Consider the following 24,225-nt stretch of genomic DNA (forward strand, 5'->3'; position numbering starts at 1 on the left):
ACGCAGACTGGCTTTGGCGCTTCAAGCGCATGATGCTTTCGGGTATTTAAGGCTTTGGCGCTTAAAACCATACGCGCTTATGCGCCGCAGGCGATACCCAAACGGCGTAAATCCACCTCAAGCTCCATCGCCCGCATTGGCCGGGCAAAAAAATCGCCCTGGATATTATCCGCCCCCATGTGCTTGAGAATTTGCCGAAGCTCATGGCTCTCGACCCCCTCAACTGTCACCTCAAAACCCAGCCCCTTGGCGAGCTGAATGCTGGTCGCCATGATATTTTGCGCCCGGCTGTCGTGCTCTATCCCGCTCAAAAAGGCTTTATCGATTTTCACTTCATCGGCGGGCAAATCTTTAAGGTAGGCCAGCGACGAGTGGCCGGTGCCAAAGTCATCTATGGCAATTTTAACGCCAAGCGCCCTGATTTTATTAATATTCTCAGTCGCTTTACTGGGGTTTGACATCAGAGTGCTTTCGGTGATTTCAAGCGCCAGCACTTCGCCGGGCAATTGATGGCGTGCCAGCGCCTGCTCAACGGTCAGCGGCAGGTTACCCTGCTGCAAATCTTCCACCGACAGATTTACCGCAACCCTCAGCATAATGCCTTCACGGCGCCAGCGGCCTTGCTGCACCAGCACCTGTTCAAGCGCCCAGGCGCTGACCAAATCTATCATGCCGGCGTATTCGGCAAGCGGAATAAACTCCCCCGGTGAGATAAAGCCAAGCTCGGGATGATCCCAGCGAATAAGCGCCTCGACCTGCTCGCAGCCGCCCCGGTGCAGCGACTCCTTGGGCTGATACACCAGATACAGCTGATGCTGCGCCAGCGCCTTGGGCAGGCTGTTGATAATGGAGAGCTCCCGCCGCTGACTGATGTCATCATCCAACGCATAGGCGGCTATCATCTCTTTGTTGCTGCGGGCGCGCTTCAGCGCCAAATCCACCCGGCGCAGCATTTGGCTTACATCGGCATGGTGCTCATCAAGCTGCAGATAGCCAAGCTGAAGCCTTAGCGCCACCGGGGTGTCGGCTATCAAAAACGGCTGCTGCAACCTCTGTTTGATGTCACTGAGCTCGGCCTCATCGAGCGCCGTTTCGAAATACAGTAAAAACTCATCACCATTCATCCGTGCCAGCAATTTGGGCCTTGGCGTCATCAGCCGCAGCCGGTCGGAAAAACCGTGCAGTAACTTATCGCCAAACACAAAGCCAAACAGGTCGTTAACGTAACGAAAGCGGTACAAGTCGATAAGCACCAGGGTGCCGCAGGTAACAGGCATGGCGTGGGCCATGGCGCGTTTAAAGCCAACCCGATTGGGCAGGCCGGTCAGCTTATCTTTACCGCTGTGGCTTGGGGCGCTTTGCAGTAATTGCTGCAGATTTTGCAGCAGCGGCCAGAAGGCATCGGGGACTGACGTGAGACTCAACGGTTGGCGGGTTGGCGTTTTAGCCGCAAGTTCCTGGCTCAGGCGGTGCAAAAACAGCTCAAGCTGACGCGACTGGCGATACCAAAGCCAGCACACCAGTACAAGCACCAGCGCCAACAACACTGCAACGTAAATCATCGGGCAACCTTCAGTCCAACATCACTTGGATGGATAATGGAATATGCCCCATCCCTGGGAACGCATCAATCACACCAGGGCCTTAAGTTACTCGTAACTGGCCTTGATGGAGTGGTAAATATCAAGGAAGGTGTCGCTTGCCAGCTCATCCGGCGTCACCGGCAGGCCTCGGGCGGCGAATACTTCAAGACGCTGCTCAAGCTCGTTGCCGGCACGCAGCTCGCCGGTGTAAAACGCTGCCGCGCGGATAAAGTCAAGATACGTGACCTTTTCAGGCAGATAGGGCAAATCTGCCCAGCGCTCAACCACTTCCATTACCTCAGGCGCAAAGTCCCAGCTCTTGAGTACCGCGCGGCCAATCGGCCCCTGCATCTTACGCACCAGTGAGCGCAGATGCTCGATATTGGTAAAGAGCTCGGGATGGGCTTCGGCTTCAGTGAGCACAGGCAAGGCGCCGATATTGTGCACCAGACCCGCCAGGGTCAGGGTGTCGTAGTTCAGCCCGCTGCCGGGGCGCTTTTTATTGTAAATCTGCAGCAGTGCGCAGGCGGCGGCCGTTACGTCAATCGAGGTGCGCCACACTTCATCCATCACTTCCCACACCATTTCGTTGGTGGAGATAAACAGCTGCTCCATGGCCACCGAGGTCGCAATGGATTTAATCTGAGTCAGACCGATACGGGTCACGGCGGCATTGATGTTCTCGGCGGGCACACCGCGGCTGTACAGCGCGCTGTTGGCCACCTTGATGATACGGGCGGAGATTGCGGCATCCTGACCAATAATTTCGGCCACTTGCTTAAGGCTTGAATCGGGACGGCTTACCACTTCCTGAACCCGCATGGCCACTTCCGGCAGGGTCGGCAGCACCAGGGCATCGTCCTTCAGTTTTTTAAGCAGTCCGACCAACAGCAGGTGATCGTTCGACATCTTGGCTCCCATCTATAAATATTTATTGCGATGATGTTTGCAGTATATCAGTCTGAAGCCGCAGGCGAAGTTCAAAATTTCACCAAGCAATGACAAAGCAGCAACATTTTTACGGTGTTTGCAGGTAATTCCTGACTGCTACACTCAGGATTTGCACATTGGGGTCAGGATTGAGTAAAATGCCGCCCCGCTAAACGCGAACCGTTAACCATTTTCTTCGGGAATTATTATGTTCAAACCTGAGCTTCTGTCGCCGGCAGGCACACTGAAAAACATGCGCTACGCCTTTGCTTACGGTGCAGACGCCGTGTATGCGGGCCAGCCCAGATACAGCCTGCGGGTACGTAACAACGATTTCAAACTCGAAAACCTGAAGACAGGCATCGAAGAAGCCCATGCACTTGGCAAAAAACTGTACGTGGTAAGCAACATCGCCCCGCACAACGCCAAGCTCAAGACCTACCTTGACGATATGGCGCCGGTGATAGACATGAAGCCGGACGCGCTTATCATGTCTGACCCAGGTCTTATCATGATGGTACGCGAAGCCTTCCCCGACCAGGTAGTACACCTGTCGGTACAGGCCAACGCCATCAACTGGGCCTCGGTCAAATTCTGGCAATCGGTTGGCATCAAGCGCGTCATTCTGTCCCGCGAATTGTCGCTGGATGAAATCGAAGAAATCCGTCAGCGCTGCCCGGACATCGAACTCGAAGTATTCGTGCACGGCGCCCTGTGCATGGCCTACTCCGGTCGTTGCTTGCTGTCTGGCTATATTAACAAGCGTGACCCCAACCAGGGCACCTGCACCAACGCCTGTCGCTGGAAGTACGACGCCCACGAAGCCACCGAAAACGAAGCCGGTGACGTGGTGGCCATTCATACCCCAGAAAGCGCTGTTCAGCTCGAAACCCCAACCCTTGGCAATGGCCCGGTGACCGACAAAATCTACCTGCTGCAGGAAGAAAACCGTCCCGGCGAATACATGCCAGCCTTTGAAGATGAGCACGGCACCTACATCATGAACTCCAAGGATCTGCGTGCCATCCAGCACGTAGAGCGCCTCGCCAAAATCGGCGTGGATTCATTGAAAATCGAAGGCCGTACCAAGTCATTCTACTACGTGGCCCGTACCGCTCAGCTGTACCGTCAGGCCATCGAAGATGCCGTGGCTGGCCGTGGGTTCGATCCACATCTGATGACCCGCCTCGAAGGTCTGGCCCACCGCGGTTACACCGAAGGCTTCCTGCGCCGCCACGTGCACGATGAGTACCAGAACTACGACTACGGCTACTCCATCAGCGACAGCCAGCAGTTTGTGGGCGAGTTTACCGGTAAACGCAACGAAGCAGGCCTTGCCGAAATCGATGTAAAAAACAAGTTTATCGTGGGCGACAGCGTCGAGATGATGACCCCGCAGGGCAACATCAACCTGACCGTTGACACCCTTTACAACCGTAAGGGCGAAGCCGTTGAGGCCGGTCTGGGTTCAGGCCATATGGTGTACCTGCCGGTACCGGCCGAAGTCGACGTGAACATGGGCGTGCTGCTGCGTAACCTGCCAAATGGCAACAATACCCGTAACCCACACGGCGATGCCATTCCGGTGAAAACCGAATAAGTCGGGCCATATACCATAAAAAAGGCTGCACCTCTGTGCAGCCTTTTTGTTTTGCAAATTTAAGCTTACCGTAGGCTACTGCCTCTAAAGCGAAAATCGGTGCTTTAGCCCCTTAAGCAGACTCTCAGAGCCGGACAAACGCCACTCAAGCCAATTGTCCCACTCCAATTTCAGGGTATCGCCCGAACGCACCAGCTCATAGCTGTCGTAGTCGATACCCTTGTCAAACGCGAAGGGGCTATACTGGGTTTTCACCTGCCATCCTTCGGCCTTTAGGCTTTCAAGTACCTGATTTCCTTTATCGGTAGCTATCCATTCAAGCATCATGGCATATCTCCTTTGCCAAGTTCACTCTGGCTCGCCAGCGAGAAAATCGTCCCCGCCAACTGCGCTAACAGAAAATCGGCGGACACGGCTTAAAAATGTAGCACATCGGCAAGCCTTGCGGGTATGCGCCAAAAGCATCAAGCTGCGCAAAATTCAACCTTGATTGCGACCTTTTCGCGCTCAATACCAAGAGGCAATCCGGCAAGCAGACTGCTGGATAAGTGGGCTGTTAGATAAGTGGACTGCTGGATAAGCGGACTGCTGAATAGGTGGACCGTTAAATGGTTGGCCAAGTGGAAAACCGGCAAGCAGCCGGTTATGCCCCTCGCGGTGCCAGCGCCGCAATCGCCGCAGCAACGGTCGCAAACTGAATTTTGATAAGGCAGGTTTGGGCACGGCTGAACTCATGGGCCTGAATAAGGGCCGACATAGCCACAGCGTCAAGCTTTGTTGGCAAGCCCTTGAGTGGCAAGCTTTTGAGTGACAGGCTCTTGGGTAACAAGCTCTTGAGTGACAAGCTCTTGGGTAACACTAGCGCCTCAAATTCAGTTCCATTAAGTCCAGTTCCGTAGGCGCTATCAAGCGCAAAACAGCAACCCCCTGAATCGATTAACATGTCACCGTCACACACAATCAGGCCGTCCAACTCCGCAATTAGCGCCGCTTCGTCGGCGAGATACGTCAGCTCATCCTCGCCGCCGAGTTTCAGCACCGCAGGCCAGCTTATTTGTATCCATGACCCAGCCGTCTTTTCTGAGACTGCAGCCAAATCTGCCTCAGCAGCCACCTCGTTGTGCTTGCCTGAATCTTCCATATCACCTCACTTTTGTTCGTCAACTCGGACCATCATCGCTACACTGCCACTGTCGCCACACTGGCACAGTCACCACGCTGATGTCAGCGGTAGCAGTTTATCGAAGCAAGCTCAATTTGACGTCGCATCCTGCGATGCAGCCACTTTGGTCGGTAGAGTCAGTAAATACAGCAGCACCAAAATACCGGCTACCGGAACCAAGCTGATGAGCTGCCACCAGGGACTGAGTCCGGCATCACGCAGGCGGCGGGTGCAGGCAGCAACCCACGGCAGCAATACCGCCAGTGAAGCAATCTGCAATGGCAGCGGTCCAAGGGCTTCACTGAGGAGCTTTGCGAAAGCCAAAAACATCACTACACCGAGCGCAAACCACCAGAAATCGGTTCGCGGCGTACTGCCTGTGAATTCAAGGCCAGCAATAACCCCTTCACGCATCGCTTTGAGTGCTGTTTTGCCGAGCTCAGGCCGCATCTCAGGCTCAGGCCTAGTCTCTGGCTCAGGCTCTGGCTTAGTCTCAGAGCTGCTAACCAACAAACTCTCGGCCGGCACCTCAAGACTGGCCGCCAATGCCCGCAATGATTCGGTCGATATTTTCGCACCTGACTCCAGGCGTTGAATGGTACGCAGGTTTAAACCACTGACACTGGCCAATTGCTCCTGCGACCATTGGCGGGCAAGGCGCAGCTCCCGAAGTCGGCTACTGTTCACGTACATGATAAAGGCTTCTCCATAAAGGCTCTGTCAGCCGCTATTATTGGCGCAAACGGCGCTGCAGCGTGACGACATGAGCACGGCACTAGCACGACATCAGCCCGACATAAGCCCGATATAGCGCTTTCGGCCCCGTGTTAACAGCAGAGCAATCGGCCCAAGGGACATTTGCAGCTTTCAGTGTACTTTGGCGTCGGCAGCAACTGAAATACAATCAGCTCAGTTCTTCAATAGCCCTGCATTTGGGGTAGGAGGAACAACCCCAGAACTGTTTGCCTTTGTTGTCACCGCGCTTGGTTTCCCGCATGACCATTTCTGAGCCACAGCGAACACAGCGCTTAGTTTGGCTTTTGGAAGCTACCAGCGCCTTCACATGCTGCCTGTGTTTGATGTCGGTGAGGATGCCACGCGTTAACTTCACCTCATGTATCTGCTCAATGAGCCTGCGGTACTCCTCATCTGAAAAAACCACCTTTTCGAAGGTTTTGATATACCGCGAGCAGCCGCCAGCATAAGTGACATTGTCCGGCATCTCGGTCTTAAATGTGCTGTCACCGATGAATACAATCACAGAGTGCAGCTTATCGATGTCAATACCTAACAAAGATTCCAGTGTTTTGATGTGCTTGTAGTTTTGATGCAGCGGATTCTGAAATTTGGAGGAATGGCGATAGATTTTCTGTGTCCATTGCCTTTGTTTCTCGGAGCCAAAAATCCAGCCTTTCATGTTCTTGGTTTCCACCACAAACACGCCAAAGCGGGAAACCAGAATATGATCAACCTGAGTGGTGCCATCCTCGGTCGGTAAGGTCACATCCTTGACCAGCGTATAGTCCGCCGTTGTTTCTTTAGCTGGTCGGCACAGCTTCAATAGCTGCCGATTTACCAAAAACTCACCAAAGACGCCTTTAAACCAGCGACTCTTAAAGAGAAGCGCAACGATGACCAACGGAAAAACGTACCAAACTTCGGCAAACGCACCTGAAAATAGCGCCCAAAAATCCACAAAACCTCCTTGTTTGCTCGCGATGAATTAAACCCGTTTGGATTACTGACGGGACAGTTTATCTCCCTTGGCAGGGAGTCGCTTTGCAAGCGACTGAAATCGAAGCCTTCCAGGCTTCACCCGGGGAAAGGGGGCAGTATCGACTTGCCCCCTTATCCAATCCCCCAGCGACCCCAGACGAAGCCGAGCACTTTGGCCTTTTGGGCTGAAAACGGCCACCGCGACCGACTCGCTCCTGCTCGACGGTCTCTGCCTCGATGTCCCTATCTCGGCTTGCCCGTTTCACTCAGCCCAACGCCCAAAGCGGCTTCGATGGGGTTCAAAAACCGGCGCAATCTGTACGTGAAGAATTGTGCCTGCCCTATCTTTCATTAATCACTCTTAAGTGATTTGTTATGCTACAGATTCGTTTAAATCCAACGTTCCAAGAGGATGTGTCGTAGAGTCAAAGAAGTATAAGTCTTTGCCTTGTAAGCATTGAGATAATCGAGATTTAAACGAAACGATTTCAGCATTATCGAGAAGCGGCCACACACTTACAGCAACACGAGATATACCGCTGTCGTTAATCGCATCAATGATATGTTGATCGTAATCCTTATGTAACGAATGCCCGAGCACCACTAAGCCACCCTTGGTTTTGGTTAGTTTTTCAAAGCAGAAACGCAAATAATCGTTACGTTTAATTCTTGATAATTTCCATTCGGAACTACCCTCAGAAATGAATAGCGGAAATCTTTCAGGGTGGGCAAGATCAAATAGGTCTGTTAAACGTTCTAACCCGTTAGCTGTTAGCTTTTGAGTTGTCCCGTCACTTCGTTCAACCAAATGTATAGCTCCATGCAGATAGTGAAGCTTAGTTCTATCGGCTGGCACTTCTGTGTCTGAGACATCAAAACAGTTTCCCTCACCCCAGAAATAGTCCTTGAAGCGCCATAAATCTGAGTCCATAACTGCCCAATAGGGAATTAGATCATAATTTGTTGTAAATACATTTTTGTATGGTCTTAACTGTCTATTGATCTCCGCCACATCTGCAACACCTGGCGCAATATGTGCGTAGTTAACAGCAGATCCGAGCGCATTCTTAGTGTTTTCATACAAACGCTGGATGTCGTCTTTCTGTGGCTCACCAAGCTGTTCATCGACTAACTTAGCGTGATACAAAATCCTCAATACATCTTCAAAGTTTGAACTATTTAAGTGATCAAATAGTGCTAAGCCCTCAGCTTCAAGCTGAACATCAACACGATCACTTTTAGCAAGGTCAAAGAGTGTCCCATAACCAAACTTTTCCCAAATATTGATACTAAAGCCGTTTCCCAAAAGTAAATTTTTCCAGCCGTGTTCGGAAAGTTCGTCCCACTGTACTAAATTTTCATCAATCTTTAATTCAGGCAATTTAGCCTCCCAATTTGATATGTAGCATAACGCTTCAATAACCGGCGCGCGAAGTTAAATGACTTGTTATGTTTTATTAGCCAGTTCATTAAATACTCGTTCAAAGCGTCTAGCTAGAGAGTTTGGGTCTGCTAATGATGAAAGCCGTGCGCCTACATGTTTAGCAAAGTCTTCAAGGACTACTAAATTGTCATCACTTGGCATCTCTGGTTTCGCCAGTTCATCCCGTAATGTGCTGAATGACATTACAGAAAGGAGGGATTCCTTATCTTGATCTGTAACTGTTCCTGATAAATTGTGGGCTAATTGATTTCTAATTTTGTTTAGGCGTTTAATCCCTCTAGCCAGCTCTTTAGTCTCTTCTGAATAGCCTTCTATCAAAGTTAGTTTCTGAGAAAAAGTCAGGCGCGCTTCCTTAATGTTCCCGAGTGCCGGATTAAACGATACCAGACACTCGGTTATAAAGTGCTCTACAAATAAATGCGCTCTCAGAATACGACCAATAGCATCAACATCTTGATTCCACTTTTCGTTGATTTTAGCGAGCTTGCTATCCATTTCCTCATTGAGCTTATCTTTTCCTCCCGATAACTCTATGACTCGTTTTACTACTTGTTCATGGTCAATATTCAAACTTCCTCCTGAAGACATAACATTTTGTTCATACGACCATGCAAGGTTATCCAAGCTTGTAAGCGGGCCCAATCTTGCAAGGTAGCTCTATTTCTCAATAACGACTCGGCTGCTGACGGTTACTCCCCTCCCCCTCGAAGCCGCTTTGGCTGTTGGGCTGAGTGAAACGAGCGAGCCGAGGCATGGATGCCTCGGCAGTGACCGTTGAGCTTGGAGCGAATCGGTCACGGTGGTCGTTTTCAGCCCAAAAGGCCAAAGTGCCCGGCTTCGTCGGGGGGCGCCCTCGGGTTTCCAAAGGGCGCTGGGCGAGCAGCGCCATTTGGTCGGGTGTGGGGTGAAACTCCACGACTTTCGCCAAGCGCAGCTTGGCATGCCGCAGGCATAAAAAACGCCCGACAGTTGCACACAGCAACACCAAATAACCAATAAAAATAACGCTATAGCAGGATGAAGAAAGGTTCTGTGAACAAGATCAGAAGACTGGCTGCATCCCTGCGCAATTGCGGATATCTAAGGGTGATTTCTGTCGCTGACGGCTCAATCCCAATAAACCAACAACCACACACTAGCGACCCAATCTACCCGAGCAAACACCCTAAAACAAGCGTACAAACCAGCAAAAAACCAAAACAAAACATGATGCTAACTCAAGAAAGTAAATAGCGAAAAACGCTGAGAGCAAACCACAAAGTTCAAACTGCTCGACAGCGGCCACGGGATACACCCAAACAGCTGCCATGGCGCTCAGCCAAGCGCCCAGCAACCTGTGGGCAGAGCCTCCCAATGAGTGGTATACTCCCCGCCCCGACGGCAAAGCTGTAGTAAAGAGCCATGCTCTGTGCCCAGCGCCAACAGCCTACAGCGGAGCAAAAGCGCAAGCCGGTTTCATCGTGTGACCACCGCCCAAAGCGGTAATATTTTCGAGGTTTTTCAAGGCAATGGCCTTAATAATTGACGACAGCTGCATTAACTGCGCTGTTTAAAACATCACTCTTTTTCAACTGCCTTTTCAATTACTTACCATGTCGTGTTACGAAACGTGTTACAAACTCCCTGAGTTAGGCCACACGTTCCGCATCTCCTTATAACACAACTCTTAACCCGAATCAGTCCCCCTCCGGCAGCAGTAACACAGCTACGAGTCAGTGCGTTATCTGTTCAATATCCACTCCCATCAAAACAGCAAACTTACGCTTCATTGAAGTAAGGATTTAGCATTCAGTTCCCCTCCCCCGCACCTACTTATCGATGACCTTAATTAACTACTTTGGAGGACAGAATGAATCCACTGGTCATCGAACAAACACGTAAGGGCTCTCAATTCGGTATGCAGCGTCACAGGGTACTCCTGTTGGCAGACACCAAACTGAATGAGAAAGGACAGCTTGAGCCAAAGATGAGCCGATACATAGTGCTGCATTACAATCTGCAGGGACATCAAATCGGGATCAGCATCAGCAGGTCGATTCGGGCGAAACATCCTGAGCTTGCAGGCAACTACCTTACTGGTAATGCCATGGCGGCGATCTTAGACCACTATCTGAAGGACATCGAAGCGTTTTGCGAGCAGTTCAGTGAGCCTTTTGAACAGCTTTTCGGCAAACCGCCCAAGGTGTTCATCGAGGAAACTGAAGCCCACCTGGCAACAGCAGTCCTTGAATTTAGGCACTAAAACCTGAGCGAGCCACATGGCTCGCTCTTTCATTAGCAATTTCCCCTCCCCGCGAACCTACCTATCTTCGAGGACACATAAACAAGGAGACCATAATGTCTGTCGCAGATACTCAGTTCGTTCGCATCTACAAACGCAAGTCCAAATCCCCGTGGGATGACCACAACACCATGCTGTTGCTGGCGGATGTGGTAGACAGTGATGAGGACTCAATCGAGCTCGGATTCTCACGCTACATCTACCTGCACCGCAATATCCTTGGCCAGATCCTGGGGATCAGTACCAGCAAGTCTATCCAGGCAGAACACCCTGAGTTTGAAGGCCAATACCTGTCAGGAACCGACATGTACGCCATCCTGCTGTGTTATCTGGATGAAATAGTACGCTTCTGTGATTTGTATCGGGATGAGTTCAGGCAGGCGTTTGGGTTGACGCCGGAGGCCTTCTTTCAGGCCGCTGAGGACTTATGGATAAGAGAACTGACGGAGGATTAATCCTCCAAACTCAAAGCGCCCCAGTGGGGCGCTTTTTTAAGGCTGTGCTGGCTACTTCCCAAGCTTGCTTGGCAGATATTCTACAAACAGCAGCCAGAGCGTGAGGCCGAAAGCAGCTATCGATAACAGAGCCATGGCAACACTCATGGTACATCCCCTTAAAGTGGTTGAATTAAAACTTTATCTCATTAAATTCAATACTAATGATGCAAGTGATCTTTGCAAGGGCTGTTCGTTTCCCCCGCAGTAAAGGCAATACAGAAACCATAAACCCGAGCGCTAGAACGGCACTCGTCAGCAAACACAGCCTTAGTTTTGGTTCTACCCAGTTGAATTGAATAAGGGACTATTTGATGCAAGTAAAAACCGCTGTCGACTACGCATTTGTCATCGCATTTCTGATGACCTATTACATCCTCAAAGAGCTGGGTTGGCCACTGCTGGGCTCAGCCATGATGTCCATACAATTGCTGTCATTCGCAGGCTATCGTCGATACCACGTACCCAGGTCAGGTGAGTCTTTCAGCATGGCGCTGAAGTACACCTACTTACTGTGGATAATCCTCCCCGTGACGTGGGCACTGAGTTACCGCTGGGGCAAGTGAAGTTACAGGACGGAAGAGTGGTAATGTATGGAGGGGTAGAGATGCGTGCCCACAGCCTTGTTGGGAAACAGGTCACGTAAGTGCACCCGCTGTGGGTTTAAGCTGCAAATGGTGGAATGCCACGGTCACTTGTTAGGAGCAGTGGTCACATCAAGTCTATCAACGGTAAATGCAGTGCTTCCCCTACACCCCGTGGGTCACCACTATCAATTGGTGCTGAAAGATGTCTGATACGTACATCCACATCTATGCTTGTCACTATACCATCAGCCCAATAACGCCGTCCCGATTGATGCTCTAGTTCTTTCTTGGCTTTGGGATCAACAAACAACAGTGACTCCCACTCATCGTCTTCATAGAGGAGGCCAACTGATAAACGGATATCGATATTTTCTCTTTCCTGATATCTATCGCCTCCAGATTCATCCATAGCAACAATCGTGACACCATCAACTACGATGGTCGCCTCAAGATAACCGCTTTCCGTATTTTCAAAATTTCTTTCAAATATTCCCGACAGCTAACGTCCTGTTAAAGTTTGAGCAATATAATAGCTTAGCCTCCGCATGCCGCCTCAAACACTTAAACTAGCGCATAGTGAAAATTCCACGCATTGCAAATCACTATTAAACAGTTTGCTATAAATATATTACCAAAGAATCGGAGCTGGAGCTCCAGGGTGAACAACTGAACCATATCCTGGTAACCAGATTTTTTGTTTTTCCCACATCTGCTTGACACTAATATATGCAGATAAAGTCGGTGGTCCACCATTTGACAAGGTTATTCCATCTATATGCTCACTTTTATGAGCACACAACAACTTTAAGTTGTCGAGAAAATTCAGCGCTGAATTATCACAAGACACATTAGGGAAGTTTTCGAATATAAAACTAAAAATATCCACATAAACATTTAGCAAAGATGAATCAGTCTCCGGAGGGTTGATTGGCTCAACAAATCCAAACCACTTAATATTATTCCGAGCTGCTACCTCGCCCAAAACTCTTGACGTATTACATGCATAAGCAAAAATATTGAAAGATTCACTAGCAGATAAGGAAGCCAAAATTTCTTCGGTAAATGTATCATTACCCTGTTGATCGCAAAGCTTGTTATCATCTCCATGAGACATGGCAAATACATCTCTTGATACTACAGTAAGCTCAGAAACCAAATTTCTAGCTATAGCATTATCGCCTAATAATGAAATAGTTGGGTTAAGGCCACAATTACCGTACACCTCGTAATTACAAGATGTTGCCTCATCATAATTAGTAACAAATGAAATCATATTATTTCTTATGAGCCTCTCTACTTAGTAGGTCTCTAGCTACTCTCAAAACCTCAACTGAGTAAGATATCCCTATTTCTGTACCATCATGGATTTCCCGGACCATCTGCCCAGCGGTAATAGATTGACCATTAAGTGTCTTGTACAAAACAACATCGGCGGGTGTAACTTCATCAACCAACTTAGAAAAAATATCTCTTCCCGATGTTCTTACGTACTCTCGTTCCCAATTCAGAGTCGCCTCAACACCTAACAACTTTCCAACCCCAGTAATAAATTTTCTAAGAGATGGAGATCTTGATGCCGCCACGTTTATATTAATGTCTTGATTTACCAGCTCAAACTTTTCATCTAATTTGAAAAGCCTTGTTGCTAGGTACTTAGGATAAGGAATATCATCGGGTAGAGATACTCTTGACAACAACTCACTTGCTCTCTCTAAGTTTCTAGCTTTAGTTTTAGCTGCATTTAGGTCTGCAAACAACCATGATTCAATTTCAGGAACAGCTGTGAACACAGAGATAGTTGAATCAACAAGGTTATATTTGGTTATAGCCTTTTTTTCCGATTCAAAGTTATCATTAGAATCAAAATCTATTAACACCGCCACTTGAGATTCAGGCTTGTTATTAATTATTGATTTCGCTAATTTAATTGAGTTAACTAGACTATCTGCCACAATAAAATTTATTCTATTTATAGGGAGTCCTGCCGCTGATAGAAATGCAGAAGCTAACCTACAACCAAAACTACCTTCCACTATTAAATATAAAACATTATTCATATCTTTTTCACTATATTGAATATCTATAACGCCACAACCAAGGTGTGAGACTCACAATGCCATTGCGAGTGCGAAACACCTTAATAACTAAAGTCAACGTATAGTAAAAATACCACTAACGCCAGACCACTAATAAATTTTTCATTATTCACTTTCTATAATTCAAGCTTAGATTTCGTCATTTTAACCGCAGTATCAATGATGTCGAGGTTTTGGTCCGCATTGGGATAAACAAACACTTCGTTTATACCAAACTTGCTCTCCAACCTCCTTAATATTGTTGGTTTAAGTTTATTGGGGATTTTATATACTCGACGCCCTGGGTAGTAGGGGTCCGTTGATGCGGTGTACATAAGTTGATCCATTGGAACTACATCTCGATGGTATATGAAAGCTCCCTTTTGATTCAGTATGCGCTGTCCGTATTTGATCTTATCAAGTTCAATCACGGGGGTAACAGTCGATAGTCCATTCCTCGATAGTTTTGTACAAAGTTCTCTAGCATGATCCGCTCTTTCACTTGGTTCCATCAATGAACCATTTGGCTTTTTACAATACCCAATAGCTCCGGAGGCATACAGCTCCATCATTTCTTTTACACGGGAATAAATATCAAACATATACACACTACAATCTTTTTCAGGCATCTCACAACACGCAAAATATAAAGCTATTTTTGGATCATAACTAAAGTCGATCAAGTCCGTCGGCAATCCATAATGCTGTGCTAGGTATGCAACTGTTTCAAATGATAGTTCTTGAGAGCCAAGCTTCCTTAAATTGTCATAAAAAACATCAAGAATTTGGAATGACAGTCTTTTATATTCGTCTAGATCGATTTCTGGGAGTAGAACCTTTGAGTTAAAGCCGACATCAACTTCGGACCAGTTCAGAACACGACAAGAGATGAAGTATCGGTAAAAGCTGGATATACATACAAAGTCATAATTTGGCATCCCTCTAAAGAACAACTCACCATCTACCTTCTTGTTAAAAAACGCTTCTTCAATTTGTTCAATAGTAGTTAATTCCGTTTGATACCACTGTCTAAAATCAAATGTTGGAAACTGCATAAAAAACTCCAAATTTATTAAAAATGCAAAACATTTTAATAATGTACCCTCGCAAGTTTCCCATACACTTCACACATGTCCTAGCTTTCATGATTGCATCTACCCTAACCAGCTTTTTATTCACGTCAGCGGAGCAGTGGTTATTGGCCAAGCTAAGTCACAAGGTATCAGCATCACACTAGCACCTACCCCAGAAGCGGGACAAGCTCTCGAGTGCCTTTTTACGTTCCTGTTCCGCCCACTTTCAATAGTGCAAATTTACACTATAATGGCGATATGCCGCCTCTATATTGCACACAAGCACTATTATGATAGACATCAGAATGAGCAACAAAGCCATAGCCGTGATGATTGGCGAAAGATTCACACTGGCCCGCATCAATGAGGGGCTTGAGCAGACCGAGCTTGCCGAAAAGGCTGGCGTTAACGTCAGCACAGTGCAGAGCCTTGAAAGTGGCAAGCGAAGTGTCGGGCTGGAAAAAATCATTGCTATCCTGCGTGCGCTGGACAAACTGCATGAGCTGGACAACTTTATTCCTGCGCCGCCTATACGAGCTGCATCCTTGCTGACCACCAAAAATCAGCTCAGAAAGCGCGTTCGCAAAATCAAAAGTCAGAACCAGGAAAGCACGCAACCTTTTGCGTGGCGCAGAATAATAAAAACTGAAGAATAAACTGACTAAGGGTTACGCCCAATCACCTGAGCAAGCAGGTGTTTGCCATTGGGTTGCTAAGGTTTGTAAAGCAACAGGGCAAAGGAACCACGGCCTCTTTATGCGCGATGCGCCACAGCGAACTCTGACATTAAACCCTGGGCATCGAACATTTCGCATTGAACTTTTCGCATCGAATCTTTGTCATCGAACCTCCGTCATCGGACTGCGCCAGTCACCGCGCCTCCTAACAACAAGCCTTAGTCATTTAGCGAAACTAGTTGGAAACCGTCGAAGTGCTTGGCTCAATCGACTGGAAGTTAAGCTAACAATCATTAGGCTAACGTTCGTTAGCTTAGCGTTTTTCATCGACTTACCTCTGGTGGATTGTGGTGTTTAGGCGCTCGTATCATCGCTTTGGACAATGTCTAAGCCAAACCGAAAAGTGGTACAATAATCCAATTATATGCAGAAAAATGGGAATACAGTCCCACTGGATGATGCAATGGCTAAGCGTAATTTACACAATGTATTGTTTCCAAAGCAGCGTCAAATCCTGACTAGTTTTGGTGAGGATTTGCTGTTGGCGATGAAACGACGTGGTTTTACTAAAAAGCTGCTGTGTGAGCGCACTGGCTTTGATCATAAAACCGTAAACAAAGTCTTCGCAGGCGATCCAGGCGTTGCCATAGGCACTTACCTAAAGGTTATGGCCGTACTTGGCATGGAGAGAAATTTTGCAGAAATGGCCGCCCACGACGAAGTTGGTATCAAGCTGCAAAACATAAAATTGCTGGAAGGCTCAAGATGAGCCGTGAGACCGTCGAAGTCTATGCCGACTGGTAACCAATCGAAACGCCTTTGCTAATTGGTCAGCTTGCTTACAGCGATTCCTACCGAGGTGGCGAGTTTAGTTTTGCCTACGGCAAAGCGTTCAAACCTCAGCCTATCGCTTGCAAATCAACCCAATCCTGACGTTTTCAGTCTGGCGAACTCTACACCGATAAAGCCGATAAAAAAGTCCGTGCATTTGTCGATTAATCGCTCAGCCCTCACTCTCTTAATTCTTTATGCCTCTGCGTCCACTCCTTCGTTATCCACAATATCAGGTTCCGTAATAACCTTTAATAGGTATCGTATTGGTTTACTGACGATTTCCTTTAGTTTTAAGGCTCTTGCGGTAAAAGAGTCCAACTTGTCTATTAACTCACCTAATCGCTCAATTACATCTTGGTTTTCATTTCTAACCGTACGCAACTCTTCCTGATTTGCGACTATCGCACCAATTGTTCCCTGTAATGCATCCTTCAAACCCTTAGCCCCTTTGATTTGATACATTGTTACAGCATGTTTAAGACGTGCAACTTCTTCCAAAATGGTAAGGCGTAAAGTGTCTGGTAGATTTGAAGAATTTACCGAATCGAATAGTGCTTCAATTTTACTAACTATGTTCTTTAGCTCCTCTTCTGATAAACTTTCCTCAGTATAAAAGCGAGAAAGTTCTTCGGCACAAAACTGGAGTCGCGTCAATGACTCTTCAGTTAAATTACCTCTAATATGCCCCCACGTTAAAGACAAGTTTATTGGAATGAGAAGTCTTTCAATCTGGTTGAATGAGCTGAGATACAAGTCATGATTCAGCCCTTTTTTCATTTTAATTAGGAGCTGAGTATGGCTAGCCAAAGAATATAGTTCCAAAACAGCTTTTGTTATTTCGATATCATTGTCCTCAACATTCAAAACATTAGACCAAACAGCTTTTACGGATTGATTATCGGCGTGCCCTTTAGCAGTAAGCAATATTTTATATAATCTACCTGCTGGATTTGTTTTATCAATCAATTAAACTACTCCCTTTAACTGAAAATATTTTTACAGCTCTACTTTAAAATATTTTACTTTATTATTTACTGTAATAAGTAACCGCTGGCTTATCGGCCACAATAACCTATAAAATCTTACACAGCTTTTCAACCTGTACCCCAAACCCGTTGTCGTTGCAAAGCAATGGCTGCAACTGTTCTGGGGTTGAACCAAACCAGAAATCGACGTTGGAGACATCGACAAACAGCGGCATGCGGTTGTGGTAAGGGGCGCAGCTGGGTATGGGGGCTGTGGTTAGGGTTACCAGCTTGGCTCCGCTGGGTTCGTTGATTATCAGTCCGGCCATTAGCAGAGGCTTGTTGTCGGCGGCGCTGAAGAGGTACTTCATCTTTCTGGTTTTTTCATTAGCGCCTTCCTGGCGCCACTCGTACCAACCGGAGCAAGGCACCAGGCATCTGTGCTCGGCAAAGGCCCTTTTGAAGGTGGGCTTTTGCATCACAGTTTCGGCTTGTGCATTGATAAGGATGTTCTTGGCCCAGGCAGGCTTGATGCCCCAAGCCGTGTCCAGCTGTTTTAGTGAGCCCTGCTGGTGAACGACCGTAGCTACAGCCTGTGTCGGGCGTAAATCCAGATTGTCGCTGGTATGGAAATCCAACCCCAGGGTCTCACCAACCCACTGGCACAAAGGATCTGCTATCACATTCATCCGGCCACACATTGGTCTCGCCCCCGATGTTGTCTCACTGATGAAGCATACGCCTACTTTCGAGCACGCATGTACAGGTTTTTATGTGTAGAACCAGGGGCAAGCCGCTCTTCTGTTTCGAACAAATCTGTCTTGGCTTTCACAAGGTCTGAGAGCTTCTTATAGCCATAGGTTCGTGAGTCAAAATCTGGCTGAAGCTTGTTAAGGTAACTGCCAAAGGTGCCTAAGTGCGCCCAACCGGAATCGTCACAGGAATGCTCAAGCGCATCGAGAACAAACGTCTTCGGAAACTCAGGCCGAACTAATATGGGTTCACTGGTTTGCGGTAGCCCGTGGGAAACTTGCTCAGCAGGGTGCGAATTGGGCACAGCAACCTCTGATGCTATCGCCCCAGGGCGAAGCACTTCGGTAAACAGAAATTTATGGCAGGCGTTGCGAAAAGCCTCAGGGGTCTTCTTTTCACCAAAACCCAGCACCGTTAAGCCTTCTTCCCGCAGCCGCATCGCCAGCCCCGTAAAGTCACTGTCGCTGGTCACCAGGCAGAAGCCATCAAACTTGCGGGTGTAGAGTAAATCCATCGCATCAATGATGAGCGTGCTATCGGTAGCGTTTTTACCTGTGGTGTACGCAAACTGCTGCATTGGCTTGATGGCATACTTTTGCAGCACCTTTTTCCAAGATGCGCTGGTCGGTGCCGTGAAGTCACCATAAATCCGTTTAACCGTTGCTTCGCCAAAACGGGCTATTTCGGCCAGCAGGCCATCAATCACAGCCGCCTGGGCATTGTCGGCGTCAATGAGCACCGCCAAACGTAGCGTAGGTTCTTCTGCTTCAATCTTTGCGACCAGTCTAGGAGTTACCATAAATATTCCATTTTTTATTAAGTAATTACATGGCTTCGAGGGGCACTACAACCATTAGTAACCCACTGTTAACTGATGTAAGGGCTGTCCCGTGCTTAGATTTCATAGAATGGGCCCTGTACAACTTGTGGTCGAAGCCATTCAAAGAATCGTAAGGAGCAACTGTTCAAGCCTTTGTATTGCTCGCCCACGCACCACGCTTAGCCAGCGTTAAGCTAAAGCTGGGGTCAAAGCTTTCATTGACTTCGCCCTTATAGCCCTTCGGATTAGCCAGAACCTGGCATGCGCCCAGATAGTAATTCGAGCTTGTATGTAAATGCCCATGCAGCCAGTAGTCCGGTTTATGCTCGTCAATAAAAGCACTCAAATCGGAAGCATAGGCAGCTGTCACTATGTTGTCCTGGTAGTAAGCTGGAACCGACAGCATGCTCGGTGCATGGTGAGTAACCACCACATTCAGGGCATTCTTGGAGCTGGCCAGGCTTTCAGCAAGCCAACTCAGGGACTGGCTGTGAATACTGGCCACATCAATGGATCTCAGCTTTGAGTAAGAGGGTTCTTTGCGGATTTTCTTGTAATCTCTCATCACTTGCTGGCACTCGTAACCAGCCACCCGAGGGTCACCAAACAGTTTGAAGTCAGTCCACAGCGTAGCGCCATGAAACCGCACACCATCAATCTCAACACTCTCGTTTTCGAGGATATGAATATTCTTGCCAGCAGCGTGCTGCTTAACCTTGCCTAACAGGCTTGGGTAGCGATGGTTATAGTACTCATGGTTTCCCATGACATAAATCACCGGACAGCCAAACTCCTGCCGCACTATCCAGTCAATGCCTCTTACACCAACGTCTACGTCTCCGGCCAGCACAACCACGTCCGCGCCATCGGCTGGTGCATGGAAATCTTCAAATTCGATGTGTAAGTCGCTGTAGAGTCGGATGTTCATATGAAGTTCTTAAGACAGCAGATCCGAGTAGGCATAACCGAATCAAATCACAATTGATGGTCTGAGTGCCACAGTCACTTGTTACATACTTGCATTGCCCCTATAATTTATGCGCACACACAATACGCATAGGCCGCTGTCATGAGAAACGCATATAGTACGCAAGCACCAAAGAAAGCGACAAACTTAAGCTTAAACAGCGAGTTACTCGCTGAGGCTAAACGCTTAAATATAAACCTTTCGGCAACAATGGAAAGGGCGCTTGAGAAAGAAGTGAATCAACGCCTGAAAGCTGAATGGTTAGAGCAAAATGCTGATGCCATTAATGCTTGCAACAAGCTAATTGAAGACCACGGATTATTTTCTGATTCTTACCGAGTATTCTAATGCCACAATTTTCGCTATACAAAAACAACGATAAAAGCACTTCAACCGCATACCCATACTTTGTTGACGTACAAAGTGAATTGCTTGATACATTGAACACTCGATTAGTTATTCCCCTAACGCCTACTGCGTTGTTAGAGAAAAAAGCGCCCAGTCATCTATGCCCCCTAATCCATATTGATGAAGGTGACTTCGTAATTCTGACTCATCAAATGGCAAGTGTACCAACCAAAATTCTAAGAGAGCCTGTAAATGATCTAAGCACTTTTAGAGACGAGATAATCTCTGCTATCGACTTTCTGATTACTGGCATATAAAGTCGTGAACAGGTGCGCCGCTAGGCTTCATCCTGCTTTACCTTGTTAGCCTCCCAACACCACAGCGAGTAACAGTGCAAAAAAAATCACAGCAACCGCTACCCATTTAGTGCTTTTACTATCTTTGCGGGTGTTAGATGGCTCTGGAAGAGCGTGTTTAGCATTAACGCCCATGCCAATACTATTTAAAAACAGCTGTTCTCTTTGCTTTCTCTTACCTTTAAGTTTCAATTCATATTCAACCCAAACATCATTGTGCATTTGATGAAGTGTTGTATGCTCATCTGGCTCTCCCCAGCTTTCGGTAAGCCACTTGATGTCTGTTTTATTCAATAATGCTAGTTTTTCATAGCCAAGTGATTTATAAGAAAAAGAAAGTCCTTTCAGTTTCATTCCAGGAATGGACTCGAGCACATTATAACCAGGCTCTTTGAGGACTTCTGAATAGGGGATTGAAAAAGAGTTAATTGCGGCCAGCCAATACAAAAGAGCGAGCTCTTCATCATAGGAGGCTTTTTGCTTTCTTTTATCCCGTATTAAAGCTCTTGTAGCAATCGCTGCCTCTCCAAAAGAAGCGGGCAAGGGAATATTTTCTAAAGCAACTGCCAGTCTCTTTACAGGCTCTCCTCGTAACTGTTTGATTCTGTCGGCCCAGAACTCACCCGATTGCAATTCGTCACGATGGCGAGACCAAAAATCACCAACATGTTTTTCTGCGTCTATATCTGTTTCAGTTTTATGCCAAGACTCGCTCATAGTTTCCTTGGGAGGCTAACGCCCAATTAAGGTGTGAGCCACGCTACCAATACACTTAATTTGGACGCCGTAAACACGGAATTAAACCTAAACCAAAAATGCCACGCGTGTGGAATCACTCTGTTAGCTTTGTTGGTTGATTGATTGTTCTGCTATTAACTGCCATGAGTGTACATCAGGCTGACATTGCAACAATTGTAAATCTTTGCGTCCCCATGAAAGAAGGATCTCTTGAAGTTCATCACCGGAGAAATCATTCTTTTTAGTTACATTCTTATATATATGCCGACCTAAATATATTTCCTTAATGGCATTTTCTGGTATATCAAAACAATACAGTGGACGCCCTGCTACTGAGATTTTATTCCAAGCGTTACTGCGCCCCTTTCCGAAATGGTAGGTAAACGGTAGAGCTGATATGTCCTTAACAACTCGAACTTCTTCTTCGTAGCTCCACTCAATTGATTTGTACAAAAATGCCCTTTTGACTAAATTAAACGACTCAGAGTTAAATTTGATGCCATTTCCAATACTCATCAATTCTTCACTGCTTAAAGTAGACAAATTTTTATGTGGCTTGGTTGCCGAATAGACGATTTCTCCATACTGACAAGGTATGACGCATGCATTTTCATCAGTAAATCCAGCTAATTTGACATCAAAGCCAATTACTACACCTTGGTGTTCATCCCCATAGTGAGCCCACATTAACGGATTCAATGGCTGCCTAGTAAGTGACAGCACACCATAGTTTCTTGAAAACCGAGTTTTACATGCATTCGTAGCCATTCTTGCAGATACGTATGAGTCACTGTCCTCCTCGAATCCAAAGGCAGTGCATTCAAATGGATCATTCAGGTCTTCGAGGCAAGAAAAGCCAAGTGATGAGTTTTTAATAACTGAAATAGCTGCTTTAAACGACATATATTTATACAGAATCAATGTGTATCCTCAAAAAGCAACGCTCGCCTGAGGGGCTGGCAACGCATACCATTAAAACCAAACACAACAACTGCAACCACCTCGGCTCAATAGGACTGGAAACGCCGCACGTTGACACTCCCTCTTGAGGCGTTTGTTGGCAATACGTTTTAGGCAAAACTTTACTCATCAAACAATTTACTGACATCGAGTTCATCTGCATAAGCAGAGATTAAACGAATATACTGCGTAGTTTTGGCATTTTTCCCTTGTACCTTGGTGTTAGAGAAGTTACTAATAGAGACCCCAAAAACTTTTTCAATACGCTTCAAGAATGCGTCGGAAAGTACATCAGGAGCAACTATGTCATATTTTCTAGTCACGCTATTCCTAATAATATCGTTAAAATGTTCGTCTGCACTGTTAAAGGAATAACCAATCACTACCACTTTTTCTGAGTTATGAACTAGTTCAGCAGCTTTCGCCCAAGTATCAATATACTTATGGGACAATATTGGTTTAAGTTTTAGAGGGGGAACCATTGAGGGTATTACATGCTTTTGTTCCTCTACAATGCTACTTGTGAAATCAATATTTGAAGATATCTCCCCTTCAATAAACTCTTTTAAATCAATCGAATCTAAGTCATTAATCGGTAATAACTGCCTTGTGTCCATACGCACATATTCTGATAAGCCGCCATGGAAATAAATAACATTTCCCAATCCAGAATTTGCCAAAAACGTTGTATAGTTTAGCGTTATTGCATCAATACCTTTAGGCAATTTAGAGTAAAATGGCATGCCCCCACTTTTGAAATTCGACAATACTTGGTTTTGCTTCCATACCAAATAGCCCCACAAACACCATGAAATATATATATAGTTTTTAACATCAGCTTGATTATGGCTATAAAACCCTAAAAACTTTTGAATCAACAGTTGTTCAATGTCTAGCATATGAGATGCAATAGCATCAGCTATTGGGTTCCCATCTGAAGTTAAACTTTCCTTGAGTGTAACTTTGAGGATTAGTTTAAATGTCTCTGATAACGACATTTTATGAACGTCAATTATGAAATCACTCTCTGTAAACTCTGAACCAAATGCTTCTGAGATCAATTTAAACGTTTCATCGTCAATATGGCTAACATTCTTAATTTCCACAAGTTTTTCAAACAAACGAATTATTACTAACCCTCTTTTTTTAGACAGGTCTGATTCATCTTGAATCTTGGTTTCAGCTTCACTTACTAATTCAACTATCTTCTTTAGCTGTTCTATGTCTTTCTTAGTAATATTTTCAATTTCATTATTAATAAAACGATTAAAGTCAAAGCGAAGACCAGGAAGAGCATTTCTGATAGCTTTTTCAAAACTTGCCCCTTCTCCATTGATAAATCTCGATACTTCAGTTAAAAGCTTATTCGCTAGTGGAAAATCAATGCCTGACGTCTTATCAACACCTGCACCAGTAATGAGAACTTTATTCATAACTAAACCTACTCAAGTAGCAAATACACAACCTAAATATTGAGGACACCCACAACTCCTCCGACTCGGAATCGGCAGGAGAGAAATCGAAATACCCAGAAGGGTAGGATGTTCAGGAACAGCTAGCCTCGCCCACGCCATTTCGCTCAACGCCCAGCGACTTCGATAGGGAGATTGCTGGTGATATATCTAAGTGAGGCATTGTGAATGTCCTACCACTTTACTATACGAGTTATTTTTTAACACAGGAGTAAGTCATTTCTCTATCGATTGAGGTTCCATAATGAGAAGCCTTTAACGTGTTAAATTTTGGATCCCATGTTAAGGTTCCAAATCCCTTTTCATGTATAGTAACCTTACCATCAGATTTAATAACCTCATTGTTTACGAATTGAAAAGGCCATACATACGAAATTGAATGCTGCGTGT

At 46.5% G+C, this 24,225-nt stretch carries 27 protein-coding genes; 8 read left to right on the forward strand and 19 right to left on the reverse strand.

What is annotated here, in order from left to right; genetic code table 11:
* Positions 1–77 precede the first annotated feature (77 nt).
* Positions 78–1,562, reverse strand: a complete 1,485-nt coding sequence (locus KJI95_RS02565; RefSeq protein WP_214505592.1) for a putative bifunctional diguanylate cyclase/phosphodiesterase — start codon at positions 1,560–1,562, stop codon at positions 78–80.
* Between the two features lie 87 nt (positions 1,563–1,649).
* Complete coding sequence (locus KJI95_RS02570; protein ID WP_214505593.1) at positions 1,650–2,492, reverse strand: HDOD domain-containing protein; 843 nt, start codon at positions 2,490–2,492, stop codon at positions 1,650–1,652.
* A 229-nt stretch (positions 2,493–2,721) separates the two neighbouring features.
* On the opposite strand from KJI95_RS02570, the gene trhP reads away from it, so the two are divergent.
* Positions 2,722–4,113, forward strand: a complete 1,392-nt coding sequence (gene trhP, locus KJI95_RS02575) for a prephenate-dependent tRNA uridine(34) hydroxylase TrhP (protein ID WP_214505594.1) — start codon at positions 2,722–2,724, stop codon at positions 4,111–4,113.
* Positions 4,114–4,197: 84 nt separating this feature from the next.
* On the opposite strand, the gene KJI95_RS02580 is transcribed toward trhP, so the two are convergent.
* From KJI95_RS02580 to KJI95_RS02605, 6 genes are all read right to left on the reverse strand, one after another.
* Positions 4,198–4,440 carry a hypothetical protein gene (locus tag KJI95_RS02580; protein ID WP_214505595.1) on the reverse strand — a complete coding sequence of 81 codons (243 nt, stop codon included), beginning with the start codon at positions 4,438–4,440 and terminating at the stop codon, positions 4,198–4,200.
* A gap of 316 nt (positions 4,441–4,756) precedes the next feature.
* Complete coding sequence (locus KJI95_RS02585; protein ID WP_214505596.1) at positions 4,757–5,254, reverse strand: DUF4144 domain-containing protein; 498 nt, start codon at positions 5,252–5,254, stop codon at positions 4,757–4,759.
* Positions 5,255–5,365: 111 nt separating this feature from the next.
* Entirely contained in the window at positions 5,366–5,968 is a 603-nt protein-coding gene (locus KJI95_RS02590) for a DUF805 domain-containing protein (protein ID WP_214505597.1), read from the reverse strand.
* 211 nt (positions 5,969–6,179) lie between these two features.
* Positions 6,180–6,971: a nuclease-related domain-containing protein gene (locus KJI95_RS02595; protein ID WP_214505598.1), complete on the reverse strand. Its 792-nt coding sequence runs from the start codon at positions 6,969–6,971 to the stop codon at positions 6,180–6,182.
* Positions 6,972–7,364: 393 nt separating this feature from the next.
* Positions 7,365–8,372, reverse strand: coding sequence for a DUF4917 family protein (locus KJI95_RS02600; RefSeq protein WP_214505599.1), 1,008 nt, complete (start codon positions 8,370–8,372; stop codon positions 7,365–7,367).
* 66 nt (positions 8,373–8,438) lie between these two features.
* Positions 8,439–9,005 (reverse strand): hypothetical protein, encoded by a 567-nt coding sequence (locus tag KJI95_RS02605; RefSeq protein ID WP_214505600.1) that lies wholly within the window; start codon positions 9,003–9,005, stop codon positions 8,439–8,441.
* Between the two features lie 1,279 nt (positions 9,006–10,284).
* Here KJI95_RS02605 and KJI95_RS02610 point away from each other — a divergent pair.
* The 3 genes from KJI95_RS02610 (at position 10,285) to KJI95_RS02620 (ending at position 11,776) form a co-directional block, all read left to right on the forward strand.
* Entirely contained in the window at positions 10,285–10,677 is a 393-nt protein-coding gene (locus tag KJI95_RS02610) for a hypothetical protein (RefSeq protein WP_214505601.1), read from the forward strand.
* Between the two features lie 95 nt (positions 10,678–10,772).
* On the forward strand, positions 10,773–11,171 hold the full coding sequence (locus KJI95_RS02615; RefSeq protein WP_214505602.1) for a hypothetical protein: 399 nt from the start codon (positions 10,773–10,775) through the stop codon (positions 11,169–11,171).
* A 353-nt stretch (positions 11,172–11,524) separates the two neighbouring features.
* Complete coding sequence (locus KJI95_RS02620; RefSeq protein ID WP_214505603.1) at positions 11,525–11,776, forward strand: hypothetical protein; 252 nt, start codon at positions 11,525–11,527, stop codon at positions 11,774–11,776.
* A gap of 145 nt (positions 11,777–11,921) precedes the next feature.
* Here KJI95_RS02620 and KJI95_RS02625 read toward each other — a convergent pair whose 3' ends face one another.
* The 4 genes from KJI95_RS02625 to KJI95_RS02640 all read right to left on the reverse strand — a co-directional run bounded on the left by KJI95_RS02625 (position 11,922) and on the right by KJI95_RS02640 (position 14,927).
* Entirely contained in the window at positions 11,922–12,206 is a 285-nt protein-coding gene (locus KJI95_RS02625; protein WP_214505604.1) for a hypothetical protein, read from the reverse strand.
* Positions 12,207–12,425: 219 nt separating this feature from the next.
* Positions 12,426–13,070: a hypothetical protein gene (locus KJI95_RS02630; protein WP_214505605.1), complete on the reverse strand. Its 645-nt coding sequence runs from the start codon at positions 13,068–13,070 to the stop codon at positions 12,426–12,428.
* 1 nt (position 13,071) lies between these two features.
* Positions 13,072–13,854, reverse strand: a complete 783-nt coding sequence (locus KJI95_RS02635) for a DUF4276 family protein (protein WP_214505606.1) — start codon at positions 13,852–13,854, stop codon at positions 13,072–13,074.
* 155 nt (positions 13,855–14,009) lie between these two features.
* Positions 14,010–14,927, reverse strand: coding sequence for an FRG domain-containing protein (locus KJI95_RS02640; protein WP_214505607.1), 918 nt, complete (start codon positions 14,925–14,927; stop codon positions 14,010–14,012).
* Positions 14,928–15,250: 323 nt separating this feature from the next.
* On the opposite strand from KJI95_RS02640, the gene KJI95_RS02645 reads away from it, so the two are divergent.
* Together KJI95_RS02645 and KJI95_RS02650 are read left to right on the forward strand one after the other, a co-directional pair.
* Positions 15,251–15,601, forward strand: a complete 351-nt coding sequence (locus tag KJI95_RS02645; RefSeq protein WP_214505608.1) for a helix-turn-helix domain-containing protein — start codon at positions 15,251–15,253, stop codon at positions 15,599–15,601.
* A gap of 484 nt (positions 15,602–16,085) precedes the next feature.
* On the forward strand, positions 16,086–16,391 hold the full coding sequence (locus tag KJI95_RS02650; protein ID WP_214505609.1) for a helix-turn-helix domain-containing protein: 306 nt from the start codon (positions 16,086–16,088) through the stop codon (positions 16,389–16,391).
* 257 nt (positions 16,392–16,648) lie between these two features.
* Here KJI95_RS02650 and KJI95_RS02655 read toward each other — a convergent pair whose 3' ends face one another.
* The 4 genes from KJI95_RS02655 to KJI95_RS02670 all read right to left on the reverse strand — a co-directional run bounded on the left by KJI95_RS02655 (position 16,649) and on the right by KJI95_RS02670 (position 19,922).
* The gene (locus KJI95_RS02655; RefSeq protein WP_214505610.1) at positions 16,649–17,422 is read right to left on the reverse strand and encodes a hypothetical protein; all 774 of its coding nucleotides are present in this window, start codon (positions 17,420–17,422) and stop codon (positions 16,649–16,651) included.
* 106 nt (positions 17,423–17,528) lie between these two features.
* Positions 17,529–18,110, reverse strand: a complete 582-nt coding sequence (locus KJI95_RS02660) for an SOS response-associated peptidase (protein ID WP_250885542.1) — start codon at positions 18,108–18,110, stop codon at positions 17,529–17,531.
* A gap of 53 nt (positions 18,111–18,163) precedes the next feature.
* Positions 18,164–18,973, reverse strand: a complete 810-nt coding sequence (locus KJI95_RS02665) for an NYN domain-containing protein (RefSeq protein WP_214505612.1) — start codon at positions 18,971–18,973, stop codon at positions 18,164–18,166.
* A 166-nt stretch (positions 18,974–19,139) separates the two neighbouring features.
* A complete protein-coding gene (locus KJI95_RS02670; RefSeq protein ID WP_214505613.1) occupies positions 19,140–19,922 on the reverse strand; it encodes a metallophosphoesterase in 783 nt (260 codons plus the stop codon).
* A gap of 141 nt (positions 19,923–20,063) precedes the next feature.
* Between KJI95_RS02670 and KJI95_RS02675 the strand changes: the two genes are divergently transcribed.
* Both KJI95_RS02675 and KJI95_RS02680 read left to right on the forward strand, forming a co-directional pair.
* Positions 20,064–20,309 (forward strand): type II toxin-antitoxin system CcdA family antitoxin, encoded by a 246-nt coding sequence (locus KJI95_RS02675; protein ID WP_214505614.1) that lies wholly within the window; start codon positions 20,064–20,066, stop codon positions 20,307–20,309.
* Complete coding sequence (locus tag KJI95_RS02680; protein WP_214505615.1) at positions 20,309–20,626, forward strand: CcdB family protein; 318 nt, start codon at positions 20,309–20,311, stop codon at positions 20,624–20,626. The genes KJI95_RS02675 and KJI95_RS02680 overlap by 1 nt, the downstream gene beginning before the upstream one ends.
* 45 nt (positions 20,627–20,671) lie before the next feature.
* Here the strand turns inward: KJI95_RS02680 and KJI95_RS02685 are convergent, their stop codons facing one another.
* The 3 genes from KJI95_RS02685 to KJI95_RS02695 form a co-directional block, all read right to left on the reverse strand.
* Complete coding sequence (locus KJI95_RS02685; protein ID WP_214505616.1) at positions 20,672–21,382, reverse strand: hypothetical protein; 711 nt, start codon at positions 21,380–21,382, stop codon at positions 20,672–20,674.
* Positions 21,383–21,505: 123 nt separating this feature from the next.
* On the reverse strand, positions 21,506–22,324 hold the full coding sequence (locus KJI95_RS02690; RefSeq protein WP_214505617.1) for a DUF2971 domain-containing protein: 819 nt from the start codon (positions 22,322–22,324) through the stop codon (positions 21,506–21,508).
* 161 nt (positions 22,325–22,485) lie between these two features.
* Entirely contained in the window at positions 22,486–23,796 is a 1,311-nt protein-coding gene (locus tag KJI95_RS02695) for a hypothetical protein (protein WP_214505618.1), read from the reverse strand.
* Between the last annotated feature and the right edge of the window lie 429 nt (positions 23,797–24,225).

The sequence above is a fragment of the Shewanella jiangmenensis genome, assembly GCF_018596335.1.
GTDB classification, from domain to species: Bacteria; Pseudomonadota; Gammaproteobacteria; order Enterobacterales; family Shewanellaceae; genus Shewanella; species Shewanella jiangmenensis.

Bases quoted from the DNA above. Each gene is read 5' to 3' on its own strand.
- KJI95_RS02565 (WP_214505592.1), bottom strand. From the start codon at position 1,562: ATGATTTACGTTGCAGTGTTGTTGGCGCTGGTGCTTGTACTGGTGTGC.
- KJI95_RS02570 (WP_214505593.1), bottom strand. From the start codon at position 2,492: ATGTCGAACGATCACCTGCTGTTGGTCGGACTGCTTAAAAAACTGAAG.
- trhP (WP_214505594.1), top strand. From the start codon at position 2,722: ATGTTCAAACCTGAGCTTCTGTCGCCGGCAGGCACACTGAAAAACATG.
- KJI95_RS02580 (WP_214505595.1), bottom strand. From the start codon at position 4,440: ATGATGCTTGAATGGATAGCTACCGATAAAGGAAATCAGGTACTTGAA.
- KJI95_RS02585 (WP_214505596.1), bottom strand. From the start codon at position 5,254: ATGGAAGATTCAGGCAAGCACAACGAGGTGGCTGCTGAGGCAGATTTG.
- KJI95_RS02590 (WP_214505597.1), bottom strand. From the start codon at position 5,968: ATGTACGTGAACAGTAGCCGACTTCGGGAGCTGCGCCTTGCCCGCCAA.
- KJI95_RS02610 (WP_214505601.1), top strand. From the start codon at position 10,285: ATGAATCCACTGGTCATCGAACAAACACGTAAGGGCTCTCAATTCGGT.
- KJI95_RS02615 (WP_214505602.1), top strand. From the start codon at position 10,773: ATGTCTGTCGCAGATACTCAGTTCGTTCGCATCTACAAACGCAAGTCC.
- KJI95_RS02620 (WP_214505603.1), top strand. From the start codon at position 11,525: ATGCAAGTAAAAACCGCTGTCGACTACGCATTTGTCATCGCATTTCTG.
- KJI95_RS02625 (WP_214505604.1), bottom strand. From the start codon at position 12,206: ATGGATGAATCTGGAGGCGATAGATATCAGGAAAGAGAAAATATCGAT.
- KJI95_RS02630 (WP_214505605.1), bottom strand. From the start codon at position 13,070: ATGATTTCATTTGTTACTAATTATGATGAGGCAACATCTTGTAATTAC.
- KJI95_RS02635 (WP_214505606.1), bottom strand. From the start codon at position 13,854: ATGAATAATGTTTTATATTTAATAGTGGAAGGTAGTTTTGGTTGTAGG.
- KJI95_RS02640 (WP_214505607.1), bottom strand. From the start codon at position 14,927: ATGCAGTTTCCAACATTTGATTTTAGACAGTGGTATCAAACGGAATTA.
- KJI95_RS02645 (WP_214505608.1), top strand. From the start codon at position 15,251: ATGAGCAACAAAGCCATAGCCGTGATGATTGGCGAAAGATTCACACTG.
- KJI95_RS02650 (WP_214505609.1), top strand. From the start codon at position 16,086: ATGGCTAAGCGTAATTTACACAATGTATTGTTTCCAAAGCAGCGTCAA.
- KJI95_RS02660 (WP_250885542.1), bottom strand. From the start codon at position 18,110: ATGAATGTGATAGCAGATCCTTTGTGCCAGTGGGTTGGTGAGACCCTG.
- KJI95_RS02665 (WP_214505612.1), bottom strand. From the start codon at position 18,973: ATGGTAACTCCTAGACTGGTCGCAAAGATTGAAGCAGAAGAACCTACG.
- KJI95_RS02670 (WP_214505613.1), bottom strand. From the start codon at position 19,922: ATGAACATCCGACTCTACAGCGACTTACACATCGAATTTGAAGATTTC.
- KJI95_RS02675 (WP_214505614.1), top strand. From the start codon at position 20,064: ATGAGAAACGCATATAGTACGCAAGCACCAAAGAAAGCGACAAACTTA.
- KJI95_RS02680 (WP_214505615.1), top strand. From the start codon at position 20,309: ATGCCACAATTTTCGCTATACAAAAACAACGATAAAAGCACTTCAACC.
- KJI95_RS02685 (WP_214505616.1), bottom strand. From the start codon at position 21,382: ATGAGCGAGTCTTGGCATAAAACTGAAACAGATATAGACGCAGAAAAA.
- KJI95_RS02695 (WP_214505618.1), bottom strand. From the start codon at position 23,796: ATGAATAAAGTTCTCATTACTGGTGCAGGTGTTGATAAGACGTCAGGC.